This is a genomic window from [Bacteroides] pectinophilus, from assembly GCA_025146925.1.
Classification (GTDB): Bacteria; Bacillota; Clostridia; order Lachnospirales; family Lachnospiraceae; genus Bacteroides_F; species Bacteroides_F pectinophilus.
Genome location: CP102260.1, coordinates 1141335 through 1159488, shown reverse-complemented (window position 1 = coordinate 1159488; position 18154 = coordinate 1141335). Strand labels below are relative to the sequence as shown.

Genomic DNA, 18154 nt, shown 5'->3' with positions numbered 1-18154 from the left:
CACACCTCCCATATTAATTATTTCTTCCTGTCAATTACTTCTTCACATATTTGACAAATTCATATTCCAGATCAAAATATGTACGTTCGTCGCTGCTCTCCTCAATTGTCCATTCGTCCATCTCATCAAGATTTGGAAAATATGTATCTGCATCATATGAGTAATTGATCTTAGTAACATGAGCCACACTGCAATATGTGAGGAACTGTCTGTATACTGACTCTCCGCCTATAACATAGATATCTTCATCATTATACTGCTTAAGCACTTCAAGTGCCTCCTCGATACTATGGCAGATGATGGCATCTTTAACATTATACTCCTTATCTTTTGTTATGACAACATTAACCCTGTTCTTAAGCGGCAGTCCATTAGGGAAGCTTTCCAGTGTCTTTCTTCCCATAACGACTACTTTTCCTGTCGTCTCCCTGCGGAAAAACTGCATATCTTCCGGAATACTCACAAGAAGCTTCCCTTTGTGTCCTATAGCCCAGTTACTGTCTACAGCAACTATCATATTCATAAAAAATGACCTCTCTTTCTGCAACATTTTCCTAAATTAACTTTCATTTTCCTCCGTCAGACCGCAACAGGTATCTTTATCTGCGTACCATACTTGTAATCCTCAAGTTCAAAATCATCCACCGTGAACTCATAAAAGTCTTTAACATCCGGATTCATGCGGAATACAGGTGCATCATATGTCTGACGCTTTATCAGTTCTTTTACAAGAGGAATATGTCTGTCATATATATGCGCATCCGCTATTACATGGACAAGCTCTCCCGCCTCAAGTCCGCTCACCTGTGCAATCATGTGTACAAGTACCGCATACTGTACTACATTCCAGTTATTCGCAGTAAGAATATCATTAGAACGCTGATTGAGTATAGCATTAAGCTTATTACCGGTAACGTTAAAGGTCATGCTGTATGCACAAGGATAAAGATTCATCTCATGCAGATCCTGGTGTACATATATATTAGTCATTATACGGCGGCTGTATGGATTATTCTTAAGGTCATACAGAACTCTGTCGACCTGATCCATCATTCCTTCCTTATACTGGTGCCTGACGCCAAGCTGATATCCGTACGCTTTGCCGATTGAGCCGTTCTCGTCGGCCCATTCATCCCATATATGGCTGTTAAGATCCTTTATATTATTGGACTTTTTCTGCCATATCCAGAGTATCTCGTCTATACAGCTTTTGAATGCTGTCCGTCTTAATGTCATAATCGGAAATTCTCTGCTAAGATCATATCTGTTCACAACACCAAACTTCTTGATTGTATATGCATACGAGCCATCATCCCACTTAGGTCTGACTTTCTCGCCCTCTGTGCTGTACCCGTTGTCAATTATATCATTACACATATCTATAAAAACTTTATCAGCGTAACTCATCAGTACTCATTATCCTCCTTCTTAAGATATGATGATAATCCGGCTCTGTCGAGATATTCCTTTCCGATATAGCCTTTTACCATAATACCATCAGCCGTATAATCTTCACTCATCAGCTGTCCGTACTGTCTTATGACCTGTATCTTTCCTGCATCTGCAAATCCGTAACAATGCTCTATATATACTTTGGAGCCTCTTAAGATATCTCCAAGTGCCTCTTCAAACTCATCAAGTCCCTGTCCCGTCTTTGCAGATATATATACGGTCTTATCTGCCTTAAAATCCCTTGGCTTTGCTGATGAATCCGTCATATCCAGCATATCACATTTGTTGAAGAGAGTTATAACCGGTTTGTCCCCGACTTCAAGTTCCTGCAGTGTATCATATACAATCTCCATCTGACGTTCCATATCATCATTGGATGCATCAACAACATGCACTATAATATCCGCATATCTCGCTTCTTCAAGTGTACTTCTGAACGCATCTATAAGATGGTGCGGAAGCTTTCTGATAAATCCGACCGTATCGGTAAGCAGCACTCTTGACTTATCAGTAAGAACCAGTTCCCTCGTTGTAGGGTCAAGTGTTGCAAAAAGCTTATCTTCTGACAGCACGTCCGCATCAGTAAGTCTGTTAAGCAGCGTTGATTTGCCGGCATTTGTATATCCTACAATTGCAGCAACCGGCATACTTGTCTTTTTTCTCTGCTGTCTTGTTACTTCTCTGTGTCTTACGACCTCATCAAGCTCACTTTTAAGCTGTGCGATTCTGTCACGGATAAGACGTCTGTCCATCTCAATCTTCTTCTCACCGGGACCTCTTGTTCCAACACCGCCGCCAAGACGTGACATTGAAAGTCCGAGGCCAAGACCTGCCAAACGTGACATTCTGTACTTAAGCTGTGCCATCTCAACCTGAATCTTACCTTCGCTTGTTGATGCCCTTGCAGCGAATATATCAAGGATAACCAGAGTTCTGTCAAGTACCTTACAATTAAGCTCCTCTTCAAGATTCTTAAGCTGTGCCGGTGAAAGTTCATCATCACACACTATTCCGTCTGCATCATACTGTGCAGCAAGACATGCCAGCTCTTCTATCTTACCCTTTCCTATATATGTTCCCGGGTGTACAGCCTCCCTGTTCTGGATAACTACATCACACACCTGTGCTCCTGCAGTCTTTACAAGTTCCCTGAGTTCAGCAAGTGACTGCCTGGTGTCATCACGTTCATCAGTCTGCACCGCCACGAGAATAAAGCGCTCTTCGCGCTCTTCCATATCATGAGTCTTTGCCATCAGGCTTTTCTCCATTCCTAAATATCCTAAATACTATTAAAACAGCTCAATGCACCGGCTCTTTCCGGCACTGTCAGCATTTTTTTATTTCTTTAACCTTATCAGCATCTTCCTGAAACTCTGCCATGCTGCTTCTATTATCTCTCAATCTTGTTATGAAGTGGTATGTAAAATCCGTAACATACATTATCGGCAGCGCAGTACCCATTATCATAACATATCTGTGGTTAATATGCATAACAAAGCTTTCAAGTCTTATATTGAAATAACCAAATATGATAAGTGCCAGAAGTCCCCACGCAAGAGTACTCTCAAGGCATAATATTCCTTTGTAATTAAACTTAAGATGGTCATAATTCCACCATACTTCTCCAAAAAGCTTCATCATTGCCATTGCCACTATATACTCAAATACGGTTGCTCCAATGCAGCCCCATACATACAGTGCAGCATAATTATGCTGTATCGGTGCAAATAGATAACATGCAATAAACACTCCAAAGCCATATATTACACAAAACGGCAGCTTGGCAAATCCCCTGTTCTCCCAGTAGCCCTTCTGTCTTCTGATAACAATACACTCCATTCCCCATCCTAAGAAGCTGTATATAAAAAACCATACAAAAAACTGGAATATATCCATTCCATGAAACATAAAAATCTTCATTATTTATCTCCCTGCTGCGACCTGTACCTTAATAAACTTTAAATTCTGCATCTCCGCGTTTTTTAGTATCTGCAATCATAATTGCGTATATTCTTATGTACATGATAAATGATACTGCAAGCGAAATAAGACATAACGCAAACAGAATCGTTCTTATATTAGACGGTATATCCGGCAGAAGTATGAATGCTATCATTATCACATACAGCACAAATGTACATACCTTGCCATACCACTTTGCTCCGTTAAGCCTCTTCCGGCATGTCTTAATTACAACAGCTCCTACCACCGCCGTAACTATCTCTTTTATTACAAGAACGCCCACAAGCACCGCCATATAGTGAACACGTACCGTTGCACATACAAGCATTGCAAGCTGCATAAGCTTATCCGCAATCGGATCCAGAACCTTACCGAGATCTGTAATCATATTACATCTTCTCGCAATCTGTCCGTCAAGAAAATCCGTAAGTCCTGATACAATTACCACAACTGCTGCCATTGCAAAGTCATGCGGTGTGCCGGCATTAAGATAAAGCCAGCAGAAAACAGGCACAAGTATAATTCTTATGTAACAAAGAATATTTGGTAACTTTATAAGGTCTCCCGGTTCAAAATGCATACGGAATAACGTCTTCTGCTGGTCCTTCATCATAATCTCCATTCTAGAATTTATTTATGCAAGCATCCCTTCAAGTGTTGTACGGATAGCCTTAATAAAATCAAGGCTGTTAAGCACAACAGGATTCTCAATCGTTGTGATAAGTGCAAGATCCTTTGTCATCTTACCATCTTCAATAGTCCTGATGCATGCTGTCTCAAGCTTATCTGCAAATTCCATAAGCTCCTTATTGCCGTCAAGCTCGCCTCTCTTGCGCAGAGCCCCTGACCATGCAAATATTGTTGCAACTGAGTTAGTTGATGTCTCTTCGCCCTTAAGGTGCTTATAGTAATGTCTCTGTACTGTTCCGTGGGCAGCCTCATACTCATAATATCCGTGAGGTGATACAAGCACTGATGTCATCATTGCAAGTGAACCGAAGGCAGTTGCAACCATATCACTCATGACATCTCCGTCATAGTTCTTACATGCCCAGATATATCCGCCCTCTGAACGCATAACTCTTGCTACGGCATCATCAATAAGAGTATAGAAATATTCTATGCCGGCTGCCTTGAACTTATCAGCAAATTCTGCATCATATATCTCCTGAAAAATATCCTTGAATGTATGGTCATATTTCTTAGATATTGTATCCTTTGTTGCAAACCAGAGATCCTGCTTTGTATCAAGTGCATAATTAAAGCAGCTTCTTGCAAAGCTCTCTATTGAAGCGTTGATATTATGCATGCCCTGAATGATTCCCGGACCGTCAAACTCATGAATGAGCTCCTTTGTCTGTGTTCCGTCTTCTGCTGTGTATACAAGTTCTGTCCTGCCGGCTGCAGGTATCTTCATCTCTACTCCCTTGTATACATCGCCATATGCATGTCTTGCTATTGTAATAGGCTTCTTCCAGTTCTTAACAAGTGGCTCAATGCCCTTAACTATGATAGGCGCACGGAATACTGTACCATCAAGGATAGCTCTTATTGTTCCGTTAGGGCTCTTATACATTGCCTTAAGATCGTACTCAGTCATTCTTGCTGCATTAGGAGTAATAGTTGCACACTTTACAGCAACACCATACTTCTTTGTTGCCTCTGCCGAATCAACTGTTACCTTATCATCTGTCTCATTACGGTGCTTAAGACCAAGATCATAATATTCTGTATTCAGTTCAACAAACGGACTTAAGAGCTCATCTTTAATCCACTGCCACAGAATTCTTGTCATCTCATCTCCATCCATCTCTACGAGTGGAGTTGTCATCTTAATTTTAGCCATTGTTCACACCTTATCCTTTCAGCCTTAATTTTATCAATATTACTCTTAAATTTACTACATTAATTAATTTTTGTAAATATATCCGCTCCAAATTGTTGTATTTCTGCATGTGATTTGCTATAATCCAAAAAAGATTACCTATACTATATATAAAGTAAAGCGGCTTATACATCAGTTTACGCAGCAGCTTAAGCCGCAATGTTTTTTGGAGGAAATTATGTGTGGTTTTGCAGGATTTACAGGACACTTGGAGAATAGTGAGGAAGTTCTCACTAATATGATGAACAGAATTATCCACAGAGGTCCTGACAGTGCCGGTCAGCACATTGACAATGGTGCCGCTCTCGGCTTCAGGCGCCTCAGCATCATTGACCTTGACTGCGGAAGTCAGCCTATGTACAACGAGACCAATGACATTGTTATAACATTTAACGGTGAGATATATAATTATCAGGATCTGCGCAAAGAATTGATAGAAAAAGGACATACCTTCCGCAACAATTCCGATACAGAAGTACTTATTCATGCATATGAGGAATATGGCGAAGATATGCTTAACCGCCTTCGCGGAATGTTTGCATTTGTTATATGGGACAGTAAAAAGGAGACTCTCTTCGGAGCAAGGGATTTCTTCGGAATCAAGCCTTTCTATTATGCACTTGTAGACGGTAACCTTGTATTTGCATCCGAGATTAAGAGTATTCTTGAGTACCCTCTTTACCAGAAGGCTGTTAATAACGTGGCGCTGGAGAATTATCTTACATTCCAGTATTCCGTACTGGATGAGACATTTTTCAAGGGAATATACAAGCTTATGCCGTCACACTGTCTCACCTTCCACAAGGGTGAGCTTAATATTAAGCGCTATTGGGAGCCGGTATTTGAGCCTGATGAGAATAAGACACTCGAGGAGTGCGTTGATGAGATTGATAAGGTTATGCACGATTCAGTTGAACACCACAAGATAAGTGATGTCGAGGTCGGTTCATTCCTTTCAAGCGGTGTTGACTCAAGCTACGTTGCAGCAACTTTTAACGGTGACAAGACATTCACCGTAGGCTTCGATTATGAAAAGTACAATGAGATTGACTATGCCAAGGCACTCTCTGAGAAGATTAAGATTGACAATTACAGCAAGCTTATAACTACCGAAGAATACTGGGATGCAATAAGCCATATCCAGTACCAGATGGACGAGCCACTGGCTGACCCTTCTGCCATTGCACTTTACTTTGTAAGCCAGACAGCAGCAAAGCATGTCAAGGTTGCGATGTCAGGTGAGGGTGCCGATGAGTTCTTCGGCGGATATAACATCTATCACGAACCGTTATCACTTGCACCGATGCAGAAGCTTCCTAAGGGACTGCGCAAAGGTCTTGCCGCAATTGCCGGCAAGCTCCCTCCTCATATGAAGGGAAGAAGCTTCCTTATCCGCGCAAGCAAGGATCTGCAGGAGAGATTCATAGGCAACGCATTTATGTTTAATGAAGAGGAGCGTGCCAAGATTCTCAAGCACCCTACAGGCAAGTACAACCATATGGAGCTTACCAGACCTTACTATGACAAAGTCGCCAATCTTGATGACGTTACCAAGATGCAGTACATTGATATTCACTTCTGGCTTATCGGTGACATCCTTCTTAAGGCCGACAAGATGAGTATGGCACATTCACTTGAAGTGCGTGTTCCATTTCTCGACAAGGAAGTCTTTGAAGTTGCAAGACATATTCCAACAAAGTACAAGGTCAATAACAAGAATACCAAGTTTGCAATGCGTCAGGCTGCGCACCGCTATTTGCCTGACATGGTTGCTGAGAAGAAGAAGCTCGGTTTCCCTGTTCCGATAAGAATATGGCTTCGTGACGACAAGTACTATAACATTGTCAGGAAAGCATTTACAAGCGATGCGGCACAGGAGTACTTCAATGTTGATGAGATAGTTTCCTTCCTTGACGAGCACAAAGCCGGCAATGCCGATAACTCACGTAAGATATGGACTATCTATATGTTCCTTGTATGGTATGAGGAGTATTTTGGAAAGAACGAGGCATCACATGTACACGCAGCATGCTAAGCTTATAGATGCAATGATAGAATATGATAAAGGTGACGCGAGAAGAATCCAGCATTTTATCAAGGTTCATGACCTTGCTGCCACTATCGCAGCACTTGAGAATGCAGACGAAGAGACCACATTCATCCTTGAGACGGCTGCTATACTCCATGATATAGGAATCCATATCAGTGAAGCAAAATACGGCTCTGCGAGCGGTCATTATCAGGAGCTTGAAGGCCCTGCCGAGGCTGAAAAGCTCATGCAGAAGGTTGGTGGTTACAATGCTTCGCAGATAGAACGTGTCATGTACCTGATTGGACATCACCACACATACAACAATATTGACGGAATTGATTATCAGATTCTTGTCGAAGCAGACTTTCTTGTTAATCTGTATGAAGATAACGTATCAGCCGAAGCTGTTAAGAATGCACGCAGGCAGATATTCAGGACTTCTGCCGGTACAAGACTTCTTGATAACATGTTTTAAAGATTTAACAAAAATCACATGAGCGATATCATCTCCCATGTGATTTTTTATTATCCGCTATTATACTTTATATGATTATATGAACTTTGCTACCTCATTCATCTCTTTTCTCTTTGGCATCTTCGGTTCAAAACCATCCTCGCGTACTCCGACACCGATTACTGCAACAATCTCTTCAGACTCATCAATTGCAAGCATCTGTCTTATCTTCTCTCCGTCGCGTATTCCCATGATAAGTGTGTCGAGTCCCTGATTGCGTGCTTCAAGTATAATGTTAGCGCTTGCAAGTCCAAGATCGTAATAGCCCCATCCGTTGCCACATTCATTGCGGGGCTGACCTTCAATAGTGTATCCTGATACATTCTTTACAAATGTTGTGACTATAAGTGCAGGCGCATTGGCGACATTAGCAGCATTAAATTCCGGCAGACATTCCTTCTTAAGATTCGCAACGACATCAGGGGCATCTATCACATAATATCTTGATGTCTGCAGATTCTTCCATGACGGAGCATACTGTGCGGCCTGAATAAGCTTTTCAAGCTGCTCTCCTGTGACTGCTGAAGCCTTGTACTTTCTCACACTTCTTCTTTCCTTAAGGACGTTATCGAATTCCATTATAATACCTCCCTGACTACATCCGGCAGCTCTGCAAGTGAATCTATAACATACTGTGCATCTTTTACATCCCCAAAGCCATATCTCGCCCAGATGAACGGCACACCTGCTTTGGTGCATGCGTCTGCGTCGCCCTGTGTGTCTCCAACGTATACTGCTTTTTCTATTCTATTGCGCTCCATGACGAGTTTTATGTTCTCTGCTTTAAGCATTCCGCTTCTGCCTGGACATTCATAGTCATCAAAGAATGGCTGCATCTTGTGATGTTCAAGAAATGTTTCTATATATCCATCCTGACAATTGCTGACTATCGAAAGATGATAGCCTTCGTCACGCAGCATAGTTAAAGTCCTTGTGATATCCGGAAACAGTATTCCGCCTTTTTCAAGCAGCCTTGCTTCCTCGTTGCGGCAGCATCTCTCAAGAAGTCCTGTTCTTCTTTGTGGCTCCATATCCGGCACAAGTGCCTCTATTATTGCCTCCATAGGCTTTCCCATAAGACTTTTCAACTCTCCGACAGTTGTTCTTTTATCAACGCCCTCTTCTTCAAATGTCTTATTCCAGCCCCACACAACCTGCTCTGCCGAATCCCACAGAGTACCGTCAAGGTCAAATATAACAGCTTTATTCATCATTTCTCCTTTTTTGTGCATTCTTTGCTTTGCTCAGTCTTTCATGCTTTTCACTTCCAAGAAGTCTTGCCCTGACAACCGCTTCTTCACCGAATTTATTGCGTATCTCATCCATGGCTGCATCCAGCTTTTTGAGCTTATCGGTACGTTCATCCGCAAACAGGCTCATCTGCTCAAATTCCTCATGTGCTGCCTTTCCTGCTGATATACCTATAAGCCTTACCGGTCTGTCAGCCTTCCACATCTCATACAGAAGCTGCTGCGCATTCTCATATATTACATCAGTTGTATTGGTAGGATATTCAAGACTACACTGATGCGAATGCCTGTTGAACTCAGTATCCACAAGCGTTACTGTCACAACTCCGGCTTTTTTGCCATCAGTTCTCAGCCTGAGTGCAACACTCTCTGCAAGTGACATAATTATCCCAAGTGCCACATCTATGGATGACACATCCTCACCGGTTGTGACACTGTTACCATAGCTGTTTTCTTTGGCTTCATGCCTTACAATCGCAACTGACTCAATTCCGTTGGCATAATTCCATGCCATATCGCCCATTTTGCCGAGCTTCGACACAAGCAGCCCCCTGTCTGCCGCCGCAACATCTCCGATTGTATAAAAGCCCATATTATTCAGTGCCTTTGCAGTGCTTTTTCCTACTCCAAACAGGCTCCCCACCGGAAGATGCCACATTTTTTTGTCTATCTCATCAGGAAACAGCGTATGTATCTTATCAGGCTTTTCAAAATCAGATGCCATCTTTGCCAGCAGTCTGTTAGATGATATTCCTATATTGACAGTAAATCCAAGCTCATCCCTGATTCTGTCCTTAAGCCTTGCTGCTGCCTCAAGCGGCGGCCCCATCAGTGTCTGCATTCCGGTCATATCAAGGAATGCCTCATCAATACTGTACTGTTCCACGTCAGGCGTGAATTCCTGCATTATCGCTATCATCGCCCTGCTGTTCTTCACATACCAGTCAAACTGCGGTTTTACTGTAACAAGCCCCGGACACTTTTTCCTTGCCATATACAAAGGCTCGCCGGTGCGCACCCCTGCCTGTGCGGCAAGGATGCTCTTGGCGAGCACTATTCCATGTCTTGATTTCTCATCCCCGCCGACACAAGAAGCTATAAGCCGCAGGTCATCATGGCCTTCCTTAAGAAGCTTAAGGGCTGACCATGATAAAAATGCGCTGTTTACATCAACGTGAAAGAAAACTCTTTCCATATATCTGACTCCAAATCACTATATATGCCATACAGGTTCCGGCTTACTTAAGCTGTCCAAGTCTTTCCTTAACCTGCTCAAGCATCTGCGTATATTTTACAAGCTTTGCCTTCTCCTCATCAATCTTTGCCTGAGGTGCCTTGCTTGTAAACTTCTCGTTGTTAAGCATGCCGTTACATCTTGCAATCTCTCCGTTAAGGCGTTTCTCTTCCTTCTCGAGACGCTCAATCTCAGCCTTGACATCTACGAGGTCAGCAAATGGCATATATATTACAGCCTCAGGGATGACTGTTGATACCGCATCATCTGCAATTCCTGTCTTATCGCTCTGTACACATACTTCACTTGCATATCCAAGTGTTGCAAAGAATACTCTGCCGTTCTCGAATATCTGTCTTACGCTGTTATTCTCAGATACAACATATACCTTAGCCTTTCTTGAAGGTGCTACATTCATATCTGTTCTTAATGCGCGGATATTGCGGACTGCATTTTTGATTGTCTCGATTGCATTCTCATCCTCTGCGAATTCCAGCTCCTTCTTATATGCAGGCCAGTCAGAAATCATTATTGATTCCTCATCATCCTGAAGGTTGCAGAATATCTCCTCTGTTACGAATGGCATATATGGGTGAAGCATCTTAAGGGCATCAACGAGAACAGTCTTAAGTGTCCATACTGCTGCATCCTTGGTTGTATCTTCGTCATTGTAAAGTCTTGGCTTAACCATCTCAATGTACCAGTCACAGAATTCATCCCAGATGAAGTCCTGAAGCTTTGAAACTGCTATTCCAAGTTCATATTTTTCCATGTTCTCTGTAACTTCTGCAACAACCTTATTCATTCTTGAAAGAATCCACTTATCTGCTGCTGTGAGATTCTCAGGAAGCTTATATGCGCTGCTGCTTCCGCCATTGCCGTTAACCTTGATGTTGCCAGGCTTAATCCTGCCTTCAGGGTCATTCATCATGATAAATCTTGTAGCATTCCATACCTTGTTTGCAAAGTTACGGCTTGCTTCTACACGCTCCCAGTAGAAACGCATATCGTTACCCGGTGCATTGCCTGTTATCAGTGTAAGTCTGAGTGCATCTGCACCATATTTATCAATTACTTCAAGCGGGTCGATACCATTGCCAAGAGACTTACTCATCTTGCGTCCCTGTGAATCTCTTACAAGGCCATGGAACAATACCTTGCCAAAAGGCTTCTCGCCCATATGCTCATAGCCTGAGAAAATCATTCTGATTACCCAGAAGAATATGATATCATATCCTGTTACAAGCACATCTGTCGGATAGAAATATGAAAGCTCCTCAGTCTTTTCAGGCCATCCAAGCGTTGAGAAAGGCCAGAGTGCTGAACTGAACCATGTATCCAGTGTATCAGGGTCCTGTGTCATATGTCCGCCACACTTAGGACATACTGTTGTCTCAGTATCTGACACAACCATCTCACCACAGTCATCACAGTAATAAGCCGGGATTCTGTGTCCCCACCAGAGCTGTCTTGATATACACCAGTCACGGATATTATCTGTCCAGTTAAAATATGTCTTTTCCATTCTCTCAGGCATAAGCTTGATATCGCCGTTCTTAACCGCATCTGCAGCCGGCTTAATAAGCTCATCCATCTTAACGAACCACTGCTGCTTAATCATAGGCTCTACAGTAGTCTTACAGCGGTCATGTGTACCTACGTTGTGTACATGGTCCTCAACCTTAACAAGAAGTCCTGCTGCCTTAAGGTCCTCAACCATTGCCTTACGTGCCTCGTAACGGTCCATTCCCGCGTATTTGCCGCCATTTTCATTAATTGTGGCATCATCATTGAGCATATTAATCTCAGGGAGATTGTGTCTCTTGCCAACCTGGAAATCGTTAGGGTCATGTGCAGGTGTAATCTTAACAACACCTGTACCAAATTCCATATCTACATATTCATCTGCAATAATAGGAATCTGGCGGTTCATAAGAGGCAGTTCAACCATCTTTCCGACAAGGTCTTTGTATCTGTCATCATTAGGATTTACTGCAAGCGCCGAGTCACCGATAAGTGTCTCAGGACGTGTAGTTGCGATGATGATGGCATCATCTGTTCCTACGATTGGATACTTGATATGCCAGAAATGTCCTGCCTGCTCCTCATATTCAACCTCAGCATCTGAGATAGATGTCTTACATACAGGACACCAGTTGATGATTCTTGAACCCTTGTAGATAAGACCTTTCTTATAAAGATTGATAAATACTGTCTGTACAGCCTTAGAACAGCCCTCGTCCATTGTAAAACGCTCTCTGTCCCAGTCACAGGAAGAACCCATCTTCTTAAGCTGGCTTGTTATTGTTCCGCCATACTGCTTCTTCCACTCCCATGTACGCTTGAGGAAGCCTTCACGTCCGAGTTCATTCTTATCAATGCCTTCTTCCTTAAGTGCATTGATTACCTTAACCTCCGTTGAGATACTTGCATGGTCAGTTCCCGGAATCCATAATGCTTCATATCCCTGCATTCTCTTGAATCTTATAAGGATATCCTGCATCGTATTATCGAGTGCATGTCCCATATGCAGCTTACCTGTTATATTCGGAGGCGGCATAACTATTGTAAATGGTTTCTTACTTCTGTCTACTTCCGCATGGAAATACTTCTTGTCGAGCCACTTCTGGTAGAGACGGTCCTCAATCGCAGAAGGGTCATAATTCTTTTCGAGATTCCTGCTCATTCTCTCTTCTCCATTCTTTTCAATCTGTCTTTATCTTATAATATTAGTGTGAACATCAGATTAATATCTGATTATCACGTGTGCAAAAATGCACCAACTAAACAGAAAGCCCCTGCACTACAGAGACTCTGCAATGCAAGGGCGTATTAACGCGGTACCACCTTACTTCACCTTCCGGCCTTATCGACTGTAATAACGTCAGTCACCCCGTCACATCCTACTTAAGTCACAATCCGTCAGATTATGATTGTTCAGATGTGCTGCTAAGAAGCTACCTTCCCTGACCATTCACGAAACAGCCTTGCAGCCTGTGAGCTGTTCTCTCTTGCGATAGCTGTCAGGTACTCCTCTTCCTCACCGCATTTATTGTATAATAATATGAAACAATAAAAAAATCAACCCCTAATCAAGAATAAGCTGGTCTGCCGTAACAAAAACATATCCGCGCTCCTTAAGCCTGTCAACAATCTCCAGAGCCGCCGTCACTGATGAGTCAAAGATATCATGCATAAGTATTATGTCACCATTCTTTGCATTTTTCACAACATGCCTGACAACGGCACCGCAGTCAGATGTATTCCAATCCTCGGGGTCAACCGTCCACAGCACACACTGCATGTCAATCTCTTCTGCCATGCATGAACTCAGCATTCCATATGGTGGTCTTATATAATACGGCCGGACTCCAGTTATTGCTTTGATTGCCTCATTAGTCTCATTCACCTCTTCAAGGGCTTTTCCTTCAGATACTGCCGTAAGCTGAACGTGGCTGAATGTATGATTGCCGATAAGATGCCCCTCGTCATACATCCTTTTTACTATCTCTTCATTACCTTCAATATTCTCTCCCACCAGAAAAAAAGTTGCCTTAACATTCCTCTCCTTAAGCCCGTCAAGCAGTTTTTCTGTTGACTGCCCGGGTCCGTCATCGAAGGTTAAGGCAACTACGTTCTCGTATGTATATACTTCCGGATACTCGAGGTGCGCATCTGCTCCTGCATCCGTTTCTTCCGCCACATCAGCTGTTCCATTCCACGCGCTGCTATTATACTTATTATCAGCATTAATATTCTCTGCCGGGATACATGCCAGAACAGTCATCACAACAAATACTACCATTAATAATATATTTCTGTGTCTACTCATATACCGGGCTCCGTTGCAACTCAGTATATTATATTACGCCGGGCTGATATTATTCTCTATATTATTTCCTGCTGCCGGCCGTTGTGGGTGTTGTGCGTCCTGCCATTCTTCCGGTTCCTTTACGAGGCTGTACCCCCCCCCGGATGATAATTTAGAATTATATTCATTAATAATATCCTGTATGTACATCTTTGCGGAATCTCCCATTGTCACGCGGGAATCAGTTTCCAGATTTTCAAAGAAATCATGAAATGCATTTATCAGCCCCTGCTCACTTACATCCATAAACTGCATTCCACCACTCTGTGAGCTCCGTGTCATTATAAGATGTCCGTTAGAATCAAGCTCCAGCATCTCCTTATCCGTAACGCCAAATACGTCATCATTTACTATATATATGCTCTGTATATTATTATCCATATCATCAATGAGCTGTTCCAGAAGCTTAAATCTTATCTCTTGCGATATGTTGTTATTCTTCAGTTTTACCGGCATGTTATCAACTCTTCCGCTTTCAACAAAGCGTCTCAGCCCTGCCCTTGTAAAATACACCTTAACAGGTTTCTCATCCTCCTCAATACTTGTCCTGAATTTTGCAATATCCTGCAAAAGGGTGTCTATGTAAGTCTCACGCTCCGGAATATCATTCGCAAGAATATCCTTACATATGCCATCTATAAGTTCGAGTCTGATATCAGGACCATATTCGAGCATTCTGTGCTGTAAGCTTCCCGGTCTGAAGATATTTTTAACATATGCCGTTGCATCATCATTATAATTTATAAGCACTTCAGAATTACGCCATATATTCTCAAAGCTGTTGTGTACCATATTGTACACATCCTCATTTTTTATAAATATTGCATTGTCCTCATTATAGTCAAACATTATCACAGTCCTGTTCACTATTATATAATTTGTAAATAGCTGCATACTGTTTCTATGCGACAGAACATTTTCATAATAATATCTTACATTATATTCACTGTCAGTAAGAACAAACGGAAGTATTTTATGAAAAATACTCATGTTCTGTCTGAGCGTATCACGTTCACTTCCATTTCCCAGACATATGATATGGCGCATTCTTGTATTCTCTCCGCATACATTGAGAAGCGCTGCTATAATGTCACTGTAATCAGGCTGAATATAAAGCAGTATATCTCCGCCATCATCATTAAGCTCTCTTGCGAGCAGATTGTACAGTCTGTTGGCTATATTGTATTTACCACATTTGCATGATATCTCATCATCATTATCATCATACGGGGCTATCTTGAACTTCTCACTTCTCGGCGGATTCTTGATTCCCTTATAAAAATCCTTTATAAAGCCTTCCACTTCTTTTCTCTGATAGTATGTATCGGTTCCAACATCAAGAATATGATATTCTTCAAGCAGCCTCTTAAGCTCCTCTGCCGATATTGCAAGCTTGCTTCCTATCTTAATCACGAAGTCTTCATTCTTTGGTTTTCTTCCACCGGATAATATCTTTTGCAGCATGGTACGGTCAATACCACACATCTCCGCAACCTGACGTTTACTATATACTCCTCGTCCAACGTACTCTGTCAACAATTCTGAGAACCCGCTCATATTCAACACCTCTGTCTGTAAAATGTATCACAATTACCATTTTCTCACATCTAAAAACACTTTTCAATATGTGACAACGAGTGTGACAAAACTTCTCGATTTTGTGTTCCAACACCTGTCACACTTTTGTTTTGATGTTTGTGAGGTGATTTTACAACATTATTTTCCGGTTGTATCGTATTTTGCACGAAATGGCGTTTTAGCGGCGTGAAAAGACTGTGGATGCCAAAAAAGAATATGGGCTGCATAGCTTGTGCTATACAGCCCATATCCTTTTCATGCTATCATGCATCACTGCCTGCATCATCCACAATAACCTCTCTTGAAAGCAGCTCCATGAACTGCTCACCTGTTATTGATTCTTCCTCATACAGTTTCTTAGAAATCTCGTGAAGCTTTCCAATGTTCTCTTCAAGAATCTTTGTTGCCTTTGCATGTGCTTTCTTGACAACCTCTACAACCATCTCATCAATCTTCGCTGCCGTCTGTGCCGAACATGCAAGCGACGTGTCGCCGCCGAGATACTGATTGCTGACTGTCTCAAATGCAACCATGTCAAAATCACTCATACCGTATCTGGTAATCATAGCTCTTGCAAGCTTGGTTGCCTGCTCAATATCATTAGACGCGCCTGTTGTTACTGAGTGGAATATAAGCTCCTCAGCCGCACGTCCTCCGGTGAATGTCGCAATCTTATTCTCAAGCTCTTCTTTACTCATAAGATTGTGTTCATCCTCATCAACCTGCATTGTATATCCGAGTGCTCCTGAGGTTCTTGGAATAATCGTAATCTTGGTAACCGGAGCCGAATGTGTCTGCATTGCTGCGACAAGTGCATGTCCGACTTCATGGTATGATACAATAAGCTTTTCCTTATTCGTAACTGAAGAGTTCTTTTTCTTCTGTCCTGCGATTACTGCCTCTACGCTCTCCTCAAGGTCTTCCTGTCCGACAGTTCTTCTTCCGTGTCTTACGGCACGAAGGGCTGCCTCGTTCACAATGTTGGCAAGCTCCGCACCTGATGCACCCGCAGTCGCCCTTGCTATTGCAGAATAGTCAACTGATTCGTTAACTCTTACCTTATCAGCATGTACACGCAGAATAGCTTCTCTTCCCTTAAGGTCAGGAAGTTCTACAGGAATTCTTCTGTCGAATCTTCCCGGTCTTAAAAGAGCCTTATCAAGTGATTCGGGCCTGTTGGTTGCTGCAAGAATTACAACACCCTTTTTACCGTCAAAGCCATCCATCTCCGTGAGAAGCTGGTTCAGCGTCTGTTCACGCTCGTCATTACCACCGCCGTAAGAGCCGCCGTCTCTCTTCTTACCTATCGTATCAATCTCATCGATAAATACTATACACGGTGCTTTCTCATTCGCCTGCTTGAACAGATCACGAACCTTGGATGCACCCATACCGACAAACATCTCAACGAATTCCGAACCTGCAATCGAGAAGAACGGAACATCCGCTTCACCTGCAACCGCCTTGGCAAGAAGAGTCTTACCTGTTCCCGGAGGACCTACAAGCAGTGCTCCCTTAGGAAGCTTCGCGCCTATCTCTGCATATTTGTCAGGATTATGAAGGAAATCAACTATCTCAGTAAGTGCTTCCTTTGCTTCCTCCTGTCCTGCAACATCCTTGAATGTCACACCTCCTGTAGACTGGACATATATGCGGGCATTACTCTTGCCAAAGCTCATCGAATTGGCACCGCCCATTCCGTTCATCATCTTCTTATTAAGAAGCTGCCCGATAATTACAAATACCGCTATCGGAAGTATCCACGTAAGCAGGAATTCGATTATAGGTGATGTCTGCTGCTGAATCTCCTTGGTAAACTTAATATTATTATTTGCCTCATACAGCCTGTCCACCAGCTTATAATCATCCATCTTGCCTGTCTTATAGACAACATACTGTTCATCTGTCTTTGTAAACTTGATATCATTATCTGTTATCTCTACCTGGGCAATAGAACCGCTGTCTACCCAATTAAGGAACGTACCGTAATCAACTTCCTTAATACTCTTCTCATAGAACCATGGCATTACTACCATATTGAGTACAAGAATGATTGCAAGAGCAATCATATAGTAAAACATCAACGGCTTCTTAGGTTGTTTGACTTCCTTCATCAACGCCTCCCTCTGACATTCACGTGATAATTATATGGTTATCAGAATCATGTCTTTTTATTAAATTCTATTCTACATTCAGGACACTTGATGCATATTATGCCATGCCCCCTCGGAACCGTTATCTTAGCGCCGCAGTTAGGGCACTTAAAGACTATATTATTCATGCTTTTCAATATAACAACATGAAGTTTTTCTTTCCAACTGTTCATCGCAATAATACCTCAACGCCACTAAATACTTCTTACATGACATACTTTAC

General features: G+C 42.4%; 15 protein-coding genes and 1 other annotated feature. Of the genes, 2 read left to right on the top strand and 13 right to left on the bottom strand.

The window, feature by feature from the left end; genetic code table 11:
• Positions 1 to 34 precede the first annotated feature (34 nt).
• The 6 genes from NQ488_05440 to NQ488_05415 all read right to left on the bottom strand — a co-directional run bounded on the left by NQ488_05440 (position 35) and on the right by NQ488_05415 (position 5260).
• A complete protein-coding gene (locus NQ488_05440; GenBank protein UWN96740.1) occupies positions 35 to 523 on the bottom strand; it encodes a dihydrofolate reductase in 489 nt (162 codons plus the stop codon).
• A gap of 56 nt (positions 524 to 579) precedes the next feature.
• The gene (gene thyA / locus NQ488_05435) at positions 580 to 1407 is read right to left on the bottom strand and encodes a thymidylate synthase (GenBank protein UWN96739.1); all 828 of its coding nucleotides are present in this window, start codon (positions 1405 to 1407) and stop codon (positions 580 to 582) included.
• Entirely contained in the window at positions 1407 to 2705 is a 1299-nt protein-coding gene (gene hflX, locus NQ488_05430) for a GTPase HflX (protein ID UWN96738.1), read from the bottom strand. Before hflX ends, thyA begins: the two co-directional genes overlap by 1 nt.
• 73 nt (positions 2706 to 2778) lie before the next feature.
• On the bottom strand, positions 2779 to 3372 hold the full coding sequence (locus NQ488_05425) for a putative ABC transporter permease (protein ID UWN96737.1): 594 nt from the start codon (positions 3370 to 3372) through the stop codon (positions 2779 to 2781).
• 28 nt (positions 3373 to 3400) lie between these two features.
• A complete protein-coding gene (locus tag NQ488_05420) occupies positions 3401 to 4027 on the bottom strand; it encodes a CDP-alcohol phosphatidyltransferase family protein (protein ID UWN96736.1) in 627 nt (208 codons plus the stop codon).
• A gap of 21 nt (positions 4028 to 4048) precedes the next feature.
• Positions 4049 to 5260: an NADP-dependent isocitrate dehydrogenase gene (locus tag NQ488_05415; protein UWN96735.1), complete on the bottom strand. Its 1212-nt coding sequence runs from the start codon at positions 5258 to 5260 to the stop codon at positions 4049 to 4051.
• A gap of 217 nt (positions 5261 to 5477) precedes the next feature.
• Here NQ488_05415 and asnB point away from each other — a divergent pair, with 217 nt between their 5' ends.
• On the top strand, positions 5478 to 7334 hold the full coding sequence (asnB, locus tag NQ488_05410; protein UWN96734.1) for an asparagine synthase (glutamine-hydrolyzing): 1857 nt from the start codon (positions 5478 to 5480) through the stop codon (positions 7332 to 7334).
• Complete coding sequence (locus NQ488_05405; protein UWN96733.1) at positions 7315 to 7806, top strand: HD domain-containing protein; 492 nt, start codon at positions 7315 to 7317, stop codon at positions 7804 to 7806. The genes asnB and NQ488_05405 overlap by 20 nt, the downstream gene beginning before the upstream one ends.
• A 75-nt stretch (positions 7807 to 7881) precedes the next feature.
• Here the strand turns inward: NQ488_05405 and NQ488_05400 are convergent, their stop codons facing one another.
• The 7 genes from NQ488_05400 to ftsH form a co-directional block, all read right to left on the bottom strand.
• A complete protein-coding gene (locus NQ488_05400; protein ID UWN96732.1) occupies positions 7882 to 8424 on the bottom strand; it encodes a nitroreductase family protein in 543 nt (180 codons plus the stop codon).
• Positions 8424 to 9059, bottom strand: a complete 636-nt coding sequence (locus tag NQ488_05395; GenBank protein UWN96731.1) for an HAD family hydrolase — start codon at positions 9057 to 9059, stop codon at positions 8424 to 8426. Before NQ488_05395 ends, NQ488_05400 begins: the two co-directional genes overlap by 1 nt.
• A complete protein-coding gene (locus NQ488_05390) occupies positions 9049 to 10290 on the bottom strand; it encodes a DNA polymerase IV (GenBank protein ID UWN96730.1) in 1242 nt (413 codons plus the stop codon). Before NQ488_05390 ends, NQ488_05395 begins: the two co-directional genes overlap by 11 nt.
• 43 nt (positions 10291 to 10333) lie before the next feature.
• The gene (locus NQ488_05385) at positions 10334 to 13015 is read right to left on the bottom strand and encodes a valine--tRNA ligase (GenBank protein ID UWN96729.1); all 2682 of its coding nucleotides are present in this window, start codon (positions 13013 to 13015) and stop codon (positions 10334 to 10336) included.
• Positions 13016 to 13149: 134 nt separating this feature from the next.
• Positions 13150 to 13382: a binding site (T-box leader), on the bottom strand.
• Positions 13383 to 13417: 35 nt separating this feature from the next.
• On the bottom strand, positions 13418 to 14161 hold the full coding sequence (locus NQ488_05380; protein UWN96728.1) for a polysaccharide deacetylase family protein: 744 nt from the start codon (positions 14159 to 14161) through the stop codon (positions 13418 to 13420).
• A gap of 33 nt (positions 14162 to 14194) precedes the next feature.
• Positions 14195 to 15757, bottom strand: a complete 1563-nt coding sequence (locus NQ488_05375; GenBank protein UWN96727.1) for a helix-turn-helix transcriptional regulator — start codon at positions 15755 to 15757, stop codon at positions 14195 to 14197.
• A gap of 284 nt (positions 15758 to 16041) precedes the next feature.
• Positions 16042 to 17892, bottom strand: a complete 1851-nt coding sequence (gene ftsH / locus NQ488_05370) for an ATP-dependent zinc metalloprotease FtsH (protein ID UWN96726.1) — start codon at positions 17890 to 17892, stop codon at positions 16042 to 16044.
• Positions 17893 to 18154: the final 262 nt, after the last annotated feature.